Here is a 9,022-nt window from a genome sequence, read left to right on the forward strand (position 1 = left end):
ACTCCTTCCAATTCCAGGCATGGAGGGGTAGGGACTTGGCACGAGATGGCCGTGCCAGCCGTGGGGAGTGAGTGCGGTTACTCGGTGACCGGGCGAGCCGTGGCCACGGACTCAGGCTCCGCAACCGGCAGTGGCGGGACGTAGGGCCGGAAGGGATTGAGCGCCGGGACGTCGGGCGCGAGGAGAGCCGTCGCACGACACGTGGCCGCAGCGTCGGCTAGTGAGAGATAGGGAGTACGGATGCGGGACCAGCCGCCGGAGGTGTCGCCGACGACAGCCAGGCCGGGCAGCTCGGGAGCGATGGCGCAGGACGCTTGGACGGCCTCAGGGGCGATGTCGCCAAGCGCCATCTTCGCCGAGGCTTCGTCGTTCACGCGGTGGCAGACACGGCCAGTGAGTTGCGCTCGGAGCATGGTCGCGCCTTTACCGAGTTCAGCACCGAAGCGCTGCCCGCAGACTTCGAGGTAGATGCCGGCGGCCCGGCCGAGTTGGGCGAGCCGGATGAGCTGGGTGACCATCTCATCCCGCCGTTCCTCCTCCTTCCGCGTGGCGACCATGAAGAGCTCGGCAATCTCGTCGATGACGAGCACTAGCGGAGCGGGGCGTTCGTCCTCCGGCAGTCCCCAGATGTCCGATGTGATCAGCTCTTCCGCGGTGCCAGGCGCGATGCCCTGTCGTGTCTTGATCAGGTCGTATCGGTCCTCCATTTCTTTGACGAGTACGGGTAGCAGCTCAGCCGCTTGATCCGGGTCGGTTGCCAGGGCGGAGAGCCGCGGCGCGAAAGGCGCCAGCTCGACCCCGCGCTTGCAGTCGATGCCGACCAGGACGACCGGCTGACTAGCCAGTCCGGTCACCAGGTTCCGCAGGTACATGGACTTGCCCGAAAGCGTGGCACCGAGCACAAGCTCATGCGGAACGGTCCGGTAGTCCCGCACGAAGGCGGTCGCGTCTTCCCGTAACGCCACGGGGACCTCAAGCGGGCGACTGTCGGAGCGACGGGGCATCCTCACCTTCCGCAGGACGTCGAAGCCGACGAGCCGCAACTCGACGACACCCGGTTTCACGTCCCGCACATGAACCGCGTGGACGCCCCAGGCATGCCGAAGACGTTCGGCCGAAGCCGCCACGTCCGCCGGCTCCTGTCCAGGAACCAGCCGGAGCCGCATGCGCAGGCCAGTCGACGTAGGCCGGATGATGCCCCGACGAGGAGGCACCGGCCGCACCTCACGGCGGGTGGTCGCCCGAACAGCCAGAGCCCGCCACCGGGACGGCTCCACGGTCAGGCCGCAGGCGTCCATGGTCGAGGAGTACGAGGCCAGCAGCCGGGCCACCGAGAGCGGCAGCCCGACCGTGGACCAGTACGCCGCCGGGGAGGCGTGCCGGACGTAGGCGGCGCCGCCTATCACGACGAGCGGACTGCCCAGCTCCGCCAACGTCACCAGGTCCGTCACAGCGATCAGCCCGCCTGGGCCATCGGGAAGGCACCCGGAGCGATGGCGGTCGCCCGGTAGGCGATCCCGTGTCGCTCCTGGCCGTTGAAGACGCTCTGCCACGGCCGCGCCACCAGGCCCGGAAGCGAGACCGGTGCCCCGACGGTCAGGCCCTCGGTCACTCCGCTTGTCGGAACGGTGACCTGGATCAGCGACGACTCCCCTTCGTCGATGTAGACGACGCCGACGGTCATCAGCGCTTCGCCGGTCAACGCATCCTTGGCGATCTCGCCCGTCTGCCGGTCGCGCACCTTCGGCGCCGGGGCCTCCGTGAGCAGGATCGTGGCGGCAGAGGCGTCGATGCGGATCACACGCACAGGGATTCTCCCTCTTAGAGTCGATCAACCTGTCGACCTGACAGGTTGACTTAGCAAGTTCGAAGTTAGAGTTGCCAGGTTGACTTGTCAAGTTGCTATCGACGGCGTTTCACCCGGAGGGCAGTGTCAGCTGAGGCGGTAGGTGTCTTCGAGTTCGTGCTGGTCAGCTGGTAGGAGCACGTCGGAGACCTGCAAGGACCGACCAGAGGCGTCGCAGGCAATAACCAGGACGCTCAGAACGGGGACGCCGACCGGCAGCCCCAATAGCTCGGCCTCACGTTCTTCGGGCAGCCGAGCCGACACGCGCTCGATCACGTGATCAAAGCGGACTTTTTTGCGCGCCTCGATGTGTTCGCGGGTACTTCCACTCAGAGGCGTGCCGGAACCCAGGTCAGTACCTTCGGCAAGGCCGGCGGGGAAGTAGGACGAGACCAGCTCGACCGCCTCGCCGCCCTCTTCGACCAAGAAGCGGCGCACGAGCACTTGGGTTCCCTTCGGGAGGCCAAGCGCAGAAGCGACCCGAGCCGGGACAGTCACCTGCCCGACTTCGATCAGCTGGCCTGCATCCTGCGACTCGTCGCGTTCCAGCGCCTCGCGCCCCCGCCGGTCTTTGCGCTCGACGATCTCCGGACGACCGCGGACGATCGTGCCGTACCCCTGCCGCGACTCGAGCCAACCGTCCCGCTTCAGCAGCTCCAACGCTCGGACGACGGTCGGGCGAGACATCCCGAAGGCCTGCACCAGTTGGTTCTCACTCGGCACACGGCTACCCGGCTCGTAGGTGCCGTCCTCGATACGACGCTGAAGCGTCTGCGCGAGGCGCACGTACTTCGGTGGCTCCACTTCATACGCCATGAACGCCGCCTGTCGGGATTGGCCAAGTCAACTGGTCAACCAGACTAGCGACACTTGCACACCGACAGTAGAAGGGGTGGGCTATCCCGTCACGCCGGCCAGGCATCGGCCACCACGAAGGAGACGACCGTTCCACCGAAGCAGCTGGGCCCCGAGTGCCACGAGTCGGCGATTGAGTCGACCAGAAGCAGCCCCCGCCCGTGCGCGTCGTTCGCCTCTGGGTGCCGCAGCCGCACGTTCGCCGGAAAGCCCGGGTTGTGAACCTCGATTCGGAGCGAGGTCCCCTCACGGAACCACTCGACCCGCACCAGCCAGGGATCATCCGACTTGCCGTAGCTGATGGCGTTGGTCACCAGCTCGGAGATCATCAGCGCGCAGTCGTCAACCGAGCAGCTTGGGTTGTGAGGAGCGATGAACTTCCGGAACCAGCGCCGGGCCCGCGGCACGGACTCTGGAACAGGATGCAAGGTCATCGCTCCGAGTCGCGGTGAGTCCTGGCACGGGTATCGGTCGATCGTGTACGCCATGGGTGCTCACTCCTTGCCGCTGCCGTCACAGTCGAGGCAGCGCCGCTTCGACGTGGCACGGCTGCGGTCGTTGGCCGTGGAGAGCGCCAGCTCCGTCCGAGAGCCGACGCGCTTCCAGCCACGCCCCCGACACCCCCGGCAAGCTAATCGCGCACCCTGCACCGACCGACGACTCGTCACGTCGTGCCCCCTTCTCCTTCAGGTGGCCTTAGCCACTTTCTGGATAGTGGCATTAGCCACTTGCGAGGTGCAAGCGGTTCGCCATAACTGGCGAGTCGTCAGGTGAGCGGGTAGCCCTGCTCGAACGCCCAGCGGTGCGGCGGGTAGGTGGCTTCGGCGAACTCCAGGGGCCGATCCTGGAGGTCAAAGACGACGTGATGGACGATGAGGACCGCGGATCCCGGCTCCAGCCGCAGATCATCCGCCTCCTCGTCCGTTGCAGCCCGAGCGCACATACGGTCTTCTGCGTAGCTACCTTGACGGCCTGTCATCCGCTCGACGTACATGAGCGTCCCTTCCTGGATGCGCTCCGGGTCCGTGAGCTTGGGCGCTCGCTGGCCGACCTCGGGAGCAAACCAGGAGGTGGACAGAGTGATCGGACCGTCCTGGTTGTTCGTCACGCGACGGCGGTGCACAGCTCGACGATCCTTCACCAGACCCAGTGCCTCGGCCACGTAGTCAGGCGCGTCCAGCCAGCCGGCCGAAGTAATCACCGCGTACTCCCCGGGCGTATAGATCTTCCCAGTCTGCCGCGCCCGTCCATACAACTCCCTTGCGCGCCGGTTCACTTCGAGACTGCGGACATAGGTCCCCGAGCCCTGACGCTTCTCGACCAAGCCCTGATGGCTCAATGCCTCCAGTGACCGCGCTGCCGTAGGGCGGGAGACCTTCCAGTCCACGGCGAGCTGTCGTTCCGAGGGCACCTCGTCCCCCGGGCGCAGGTCGCCCCGAAGGATCTGGTCACGGATGTAGTGGGCGATCTGAAGGTACTTCGGTTGCGCCTCCTCGATCTGAGGCATCTTCCCCTCCTAGTCCAAGTGGCTATGGCCTTTAGCCACTATAGAGTGAGTGGCCAACCTGTGAACCCGTAGTCTGAACGCATGACGCGGTTGATCGTCGCAGCAGGAGGAGGGGGCGACGCAGTCGCCGCCGCAATGCTCCACGCCGCTCTCTACGGCGGGGAGGACCAGGCGGTGATCCTCACGTACGCGTGGGACCGCCTCCTGATCGACCCGCTACCGGGCCCGAGGCGGCCCGATGACTTCACCGGCCTGCAACGTCTCACCCCGGCCGTCTGGGCAGTGCCGGCAGAAGCCCGTCCCATCGCGCCCGCAGGCTCCACGCTCCCCCGGCTCGCAGCGGACCTCCCGCACACCTTGGCGCTACTCGACCCGGCCGGGGGCGCCGAAGGTCTCACCTATCAACTCGAAGACTTCGTGAGCCACATGGAGCCCGAGTCGATCGACCTCCTGGACGTCGGTGGGGACATCCTCGCGCGGGGCGACGAGCCGACACTCAGGAGCCCACTAGCTGACGCACTCACGCTTGCCGCATGCTGCCAGGTGAACGCACCGGTGCGACTCCTGGTCGCGGGTCCCGGAATGGACGGCGAGCTCAAGCCGGAAGACATGGGGGACGTGCTGGGTCCCCTCGTCTATACCTTCACCGCAAGTGACGCAGCCGCGATCAGCGCCGTCCTGGAGTGGCACCCGTCCGAAGCGACGGCCCTCCTTGCGGCAGCGGCCCGGGGCGTACGAGGCACATGCGAGATCCGAGACGCAGGCCTCCCCGTACCGCTCACGGATGAGAGCCCGCGGGTGCACGAGGTCGACCTGGACGACGCCATCAGCCGGAACGAGCTGGCCCGAGCCATCATGGCAACGGCGCACCTGGATGAGGCCGAAGCTCATAGCCGCGAGATCTGCGGCTCGTCGGAAATCGACTACGAGCGCAACAAGGCACTGTGGCTCAACGACCGGCAGCCGGCCAAGCTGGACCCAGCGACTATCTGGCCGCAGCTCGAGGAGTTCGAGCACGAAGCCCAAGCCCGCGGCGTCAGCCACACAACGTTCCGCCGCATCACTGAGGCCTTGGATCTGAGCGGCTCTCAGCGCGACGACTTGCGGCAGCTGCTCATCGATAGCCGGCCGGAGCAGTACGACGCGCCCTTGTGGCGCATCCCAGACGGCATCTGAGTAACAACTTTCTTCACGGGTTCAAGGCGGCTCGCTCCGCTCACCGCGCGCGGCCCGGCCCCCTGCCGGGCCTGCGCTCCTGTCTCCGCCCCGCTCCAGCCCGGCCGGCGCCCGCGCCGCGCTCTAAGCAATCAGTCGCCTGATGCCAGAGAAGGGGTACGTCGTGGCTCGGGCGGTCGGCTCCACGGCTTTACGGAGCCACTTTGGCGCGAGCCTCGAAGATCATGGCCCCAACGTCGTGTTTTACCGGGCAGGTCCACAGACTGCCCGACGCGCCGCAAGCTTACGGGGCCATGATCACTCGCGCCAAAGCAGCGCCACCCCAAAGCCGCTACGCCGACCTCGGCGTTCTAGTCTTCCCGCCTCCTGGCATCGATTCTTCTGCGTACTTCCTCGATATTGCGGCTCAACGCAGAGGAGACAGAAGGCCAGTCGAAACCCCCTTCAGGATGAGGCGCATCTTCCCAACTGGTATCCAAATAGCCTACAAAGTGAGCCGCCCTATCTAGTCTATCTTCGATATGCCAGACATCAGTGATGATCTCCCTGAATCCCTCGTCAAGGATAGGCGTATCAATCACTACGGCATCAACATAGACGAATTCCGTGACCAGCTTCCTCAGAATGTAGGCGCCCCTCTGCGTAATTCGGAGCCGAGTTGGCGCCTCCTCGTCCGCCATCGCGAAGTCACAGAGTTTCGCCCTTTCCGCGCGAGCAAAGGCAGAACTGATCTGCAAGTCCCGGTATCCCAGCGACTGCAGATAAGAGAAAACCTCGTTCTGCAAAACATAACCCGCCTCAGATTTAGGGCTTTGGGATGACCTCAAGCAGTAGTCAACCATATGAGGCATCAGGAAATGTTCTGAGCTATTCAACGAGATTACGTCGAACATGTTCGCAACGAAAGAATTATCCGGAGAGTAGTGCTCATTATCACCATAGATCACCGCACGAAGGAACTCATGCAATGGGATAAAATATTTCCCGGTTTTGATCTTAATCTCGAGGATTTTTCCGGTATCCACATGGCCACTACCGACAAAAATCGTCAGCAGGTCGAGAGCATCTCGAACGTTGCCCGCACTAACGTTATCGATACACTCGGCGAGAGAGGAATTTCGATCGATCGAGTCGACAATCACCTCAATGTACTCGCGCAACATGTGACTTTCGATGGACACCCCCTCCCCTGAAAGAGTTAGCCCTCCGTCGTGCAACTGCTCTAGTGCGAACTCAAGTCGCTTTTGTACCACCAAGTCAATACGTGGGGGCGAGATGGTGAAAACGCGATTCTGATACGCGCTAAGAGAGCCCTGTCTCCGGCTCTTGTTGTAAGTAGAAGGCCGCAAAGTAACGAAGCAAGTAACTGGCCAAGTCTCGGCCATGCTCTGAGCGATAAGGAACACTTCTTCCTGAAAGTCATCCTGCCTCTGATCGATATTATCCAAGAAGATGACGACGGTTCTACGCTCGCCAGAAGTAAGGTGCTCGATGGCCTTCTTTAGATGCCCGCTCTTATTTTCGATTCTCGCTGCAAGGAGTTCCACTTCCTTAAGTCGATAGGCCACCGGGTTCTCCTTGCGCAGGAACCCGTAAATACCGTCTCGCAGGGCGAGCAAGTCTCCATGATAAATACCGCGAACGAAAGTATCGCTGGTAAGGTTCACCTGGTGATCGTCGCGAAGTTGACGCTCGAAAGAATCCAGTACATAGTTCTGCAGGTCGGTGCGCAAGGCCGGCTCTTTACCGAAGTCCACATAGAGAACGATTCCCCGCTTTAGCTCTTCACTCGCCTCGACGGATACTAGATTCTTAATAAAGCTGGTTTTGCCGACGCCTACATCCCCAAGTAGAATCACGGGCCTCTTCGTTACACTTTTCGCCAACACCGCATTGAGAAGGTCCTTCGAAACTCCCTTTTTGTCACTCGCCGACGTGACAGTCTTTTTCATTCCCTGGCCGGACGCGGCGTAGCGGTTTTTGAGAATCTCTTTGCTGATTAGCGCGTATTGAGAGAGGGCGCCACTGCTACAGTAACACTTTTCGATAAACTCATCTTTGAAATCTTCGTCTTTTACGAGATCCTGCAGAAAAATCTCACCAAGGGTTCTAAGTTCGTGTTCGAGCTCATTCCTCCTTTTGACTCCTGGATAGCGCAAAAGTCGGCTAGATAGTTTCTCCGGAGGTGGCGTCAATGCCTCCTTAGTGACACGACTTTCAAGATGCCTACGCTCGATCGCAGGGTAAGATAGGCAGTTCCAGAGCGTCTGGAAGTCATCCCTCATTTCGGCGAGGCTGCGAAAGATGATTGCGCGCCCTTGAGTCGGCGGAACGCCGTCGATACGACTTCCGATAAAAGCAACTAGTTGGTGCCCGTTACTGGCTACGGCCACCGGAATTCCTCGACTAGTGCAGTATCCGCCAACTTGCTTGAGAGCAGCGTCGAGGTTTCCATTATTCCGCGCTAGAGAAGGGAGCGACACTTCTCTGGTTTTGGCTTCCAGTGGCAGCTCGAAATAGACACCTTCCTTCTTGGCCTCCCAAATCATCTGCCGTTTAGGCAAGCCGAGAACATAGTCGGCGTACAAGCCGCCATGGCTTTCTTCGGGCCTACATTGATCCTTGGGCCACTGCAAAACGTCAAAAACAATGCGATCAATAAGATGCATGCGCGTGGTCGCCTCGTTACGACCCCTAGAGCCGTCATCGGATGCCGCCAAGTCTGAAATTACATCGAATCCGATTTCGTACTTTGACGCAGACACGCCTCGTCCCCCTGTGCTCAAAGCCTAGATGCGTCATGGTAGCCAGTCGTGAGTACTTTGCACCCTCTTCGTACGAAAATTGATCAGCCTTCTTCGCCGGTCCTGCAACCTAGGAGGACAAGATCACGCACAGCTAGGCCCGGAGAAACGGATCCAGGCCGACAGGCGATGAGTTGGCACCGCTGTCGAGGGACCGGCAGTGCACGACCACGTCAATCACTGACCCGACGTGCGTGGACGGTCGGCACAGTGTGGGCGCACTGTCAGGGCCTGGTGGCATCGTGCACGCGTGGACACACTCTTTGATCTTCCCGAACCGGCGACACCGGAAGAAGCCGTCATTGCTCACTACCGGCTGAGCGATGACCGGTACGGCTCGCGTGCCGAGCGGGAGGCGGTCTTTGAGGCTGAGCGCACCATGACGGCCGCTGTCGATGAGGCATGAGTCGGTGACGTGGACGGAAACGAGTTCGGCGGAGGTGAAGCCGTGCTGTACGCCTACGGGACGGACGCCAACGCGCTCTTCAAGGTGATGGAGCCGACCCTTCGTGGTCTGCCGTTCAGGCCAGCTCACGTCGTGCTGCGGCAGGGGAGCCAGGAGACGGAGACCCGAGTGGATCTGTGATGCGGTACAGCAACGGAGTACAGCAACCCCAGCAACCGTCAGTACCCAACATCGACTGTCCCGCCCCTCGTAGCAGCCTAAAAGACCTTCAATGACCGATCTCTGTAGAGCTACGGATCAGAAGGTGCCGGGCCCCATTCGTACCCGATCGAGCGGGAAACCACAGGGAACCACGGAAACGAGGGGGCACAACGCATGGGCACGTACCTGCGCGGCGGGTGCGGGACTTGCAACCACGATGACATACG

At 62.1% G+C, this 9,022-nt stretch carries 9 protein-coding genes; 3 read left to right on the forward strand and 6 right to left on the reverse strand.

Annotated elements, in window-relative coordinates:
• Positions 1-77: 77 nt before the first annotated feature.
• The 5 genes from ACWD5D_RS23850 to ACWD5D_RS23870 all read right to left on the reverse strand — a co-directional run bounded on the left by ACWD5D_RS23850 (position 78) and on the right by ACWD5D_RS23870 (position 4,208).
• The gene (locus tag ACWD5D_RS23850) at positions 78-1,451 is read right to left on the reverse strand and encodes an FtsK/SpoIIIE domain-containing protein (protein WP_380881967.1); all 1,374 of its coding nucleotides are present in this window, start codon (positions 1,449-1,451) and stop codon (positions 78-80) included.
• A gap of 5 nt (positions 1,452-1,456) precedes the next feature.
• Positions 1,457-1,807 carry an SCO3933 family regulatory protein gene (locus ACWD5D_RS23855; protein WP_123436669.1) on the reverse strand — a complete coding sequence of 117 codons (351 nt, stop codon included), beginning with the start codon at positions 1,805-1,807 and terminating at the stop codon, positions 1,457-1,459.
• A gap of 126 nt (positions 1,808-1,933) precedes the next feature.
• Complete coding sequence (locus tag ACWD5D_RS23860; RefSeq protein ID WP_451374755.1) at positions 1,934-2,662, reverse strand: GntR family transcriptional regulator; 729 nt, start codon at positions 2,660-2,662, stop codon at positions 1,934-1,936.
• An 89-nt stretch (positions 2,663-2,751) separates the two neighbouring features.
• Positions 2,752-3,189 carry an ATP-binding protein gene (locus tag ACWD5D_RS23865; RefSeq protein ID WP_380881963.1) on the reverse strand — a complete coding sequence of 146 codons (438 nt, stop codon included), beginning with the start codon at positions 3,187-3,189 and terminating at the stop codon, positions 2,752-2,754.
• Positions 3,190-3,467: 278 nt separating this feature from the next.
• Positions 3,468-4,208: a GntR family transcriptional regulator gene (locus ACWD5D_RS23870; protein WP_380881961.1), complete on the reverse strand. Its 741-nt coding sequence runs from the start codon at positions 4,206-4,208 to the stop codon at positions 3,468-3,470.
• Between the two features lie 81 nt (positions 4,209-4,289).
• On the opposite strand from ACWD5D_RS23870, the gene ACWD5D_RS23875 reads away from it, so the two are divergent.
• Entirely contained in the window at positions 4,290-5,384 is a 1,095-nt protein-coding gene (locus ACWD5D_RS23875) for a DUF1152 domain-containing protein (protein ID WP_451374756.1), read from the forward strand.
• Between the two features lie 350 nt (positions 5,385-5,734).
• On the opposite strand, the gene ACWD5D_RS23880 is transcribed toward ACWD5D_RS23875, so the two are convergent.
• The gene (locus ACWD5D_RS23880) at positions 5,735-8,149 is read right to left on the reverse strand and encodes a hypothetical protein (protein ID WP_451374757.1); all 2,415 of its coding nucleotides are present in this window, start codon (positions 8,147-8,149) and stop codon (positions 5,735-5,737) included.
• A 289-nt stretch (positions 8,150-8,438) separates the two neighbouring features.
• On the opposite strand from ACWD5D_RS23880, the gene ACWD5D_RS23885 reads away from it, so the two are divergent.
• Both ACWD5D_RS23885 and ACWD5D_RS23890 read left to right on the forward strand, forming a co-directional pair.
• The gene (locus tag ACWD5D_RS23885) at positions 8,439-8,594 is read left to right on the forward strand and encodes a hypothetical protein (protein WP_451374758.1); all 156 of its coding nucleotides are present in this window, start codon (positions 8,439-8,441) and stop codon (positions 8,592-8,594) included.
• A gap of 9 nt (positions 8,595-8,603) precedes the next feature.
• On the forward strand, positions 8,604-8,774 hold the full coding sequence (locus tag ACWD5D_RS23890) for a hypothetical protein (RefSeq protein ID WP_451374759.1): 171 nt from the start codon (positions 8,604-8,606) through the stop codon (positions 8,772-8,774).
• The last annotated feature ends 248 nt before the right edge of the window (positions 8,775-9,022 follow it).

The organism is Streptomyces sp. NPDC002520 (genome assembly GCF_053595235.1).

Excerpts from the sequence above, each read along its gene's own strand:
- ACWD5D_RS23860 (WP_451374755.1), bottom strand. The coding sequence starts at position 2,662 with ATGGCGTATGAAGTGGAGCCACCGAAGTACGTGCGCCTCGCGCAGACG.
- ACWD5D_RS23865 (WP_380881963.1), bottom strand. The coding sequence starts at position 3,189 with ATGGCGTACACGATCGACCGATACCCGTGCCAGGACTCACCGCGACTC.
- ACWD5D_RS23870 (WP_380881961.1), bottom strand. The coding sequence starts at position 4,208 with ATGCCTCAGATCGAGGAGGCGCAACCGAAGTACCTTCAGATCGCCCAC.
- ACWD5D_RS23875 (WP_451374756.1), top strand. The coding sequence starts at position 4,290 with ATGACGCGGTTGATCGTCGCAGCAGGAGGAGGGGGCGACGCAGTCGCC.